This window comes from Bowdeniella nasicola (assembly GCF_001907295.1).
Taxonomy (GTDB): domain Bacteria; phylum Actinomycetota; class Actinomycetes; order Actinomycetales; family Actinomycetaceae; genus Bowdeniella; species Bowdeniella nasicola.
Map to the genome: position 1 here is coordinate 1 of NZ_MQVR01000191.1, position 668 is coordinate 668.

Annotated in this window: 1 protein-coding gene and 1 pseudogene; both read left to right on the forward strand. The window is 71.0% G+C overall.

The features are described 5' to 3' along the window. Nucleotides 1-51 precede the first annotated feature (51 nt). Nucleotides 52-450, forward strand: a complete 399-nt coding sequence (locus BSZ39_RS14410; protein WP_073717695.1) for an IS5/IS1182 family transposase — start codon at nucleotides 52-54, stop codon at nucleotides 448-450. A 28-nt stretch (nucleotides 451-478) separates the two neighbouring features. Further along, nucleotides 479-668: pseudogene (locus BSZ39_RS14415) on the forward strand (IS5/IS1182 family transposase); the annotation flags it as partial.

Genomic DNA, 668 nt, shown 5'->3' on the forward strand with positions numbered 1-668 from the left:
CTAGGGCGTGTCTGACAGGTGATGTGTCATGCCTCGGGTGATGCTCGGGGCATGACGCGTTTCCAGTTGCTGTCGGATGCCCAGTGGTCGTTGATCGAGGATTTGTTCCCCTCGCGGGCGGGGCAAGGCAAGGGCCGCCCGTACGCGGATGCGCGGACGGTGGTGGAGGGCATCATCTACCGGTACCGGTGCGGGAGCGCGTGGCGTGACCTGCCCGACGCGTTCGGGCCGTGGCAGACGGTGTGGACCTGGCATCGACGGCACGCGGCGGATGGTACTTGGGACACGGCGCTATCGCGGTTGACCGCGGCGTCGGAGGCCGCGGGCGGGCTGGACTGGTCGGTGTCGGTGGACTCCACGATCGTCCGCGCGCATCAGCACGCGACGAACGTCACCCGCCACACAGGGGGCTGGCTCGAATTACACGAATCCGGGCATCGAGCCGCCTGATCACGCGGTCGGCCGGCCCCGGGGCGGGTTGGCGACGAAGATCCACCAGCTCGTCGACGGCAACGGGCGGCCGCTGGTGGTGCTGCTCACGGCGGGGCAGGCCGGCGACTCGCCGCTGCTGCTGCCGCTGCTGGCGCAGTTACGGGTCGAGCGGGACGTTGGCCGTCCCCGGACCCGGCCGACCAGGTCGCGAACCGGAAACGGCGCGGCGCCCGCGG

Coding starts and splice junctions, on each gene's coding strand:
- BSZ39_RS14410 (WP_073717695.1), top strand. CDS start 52: ATGACGCGTTTCCAGTTGCTGTCGGATGCCCAGTGGTCGTTGATCGAG.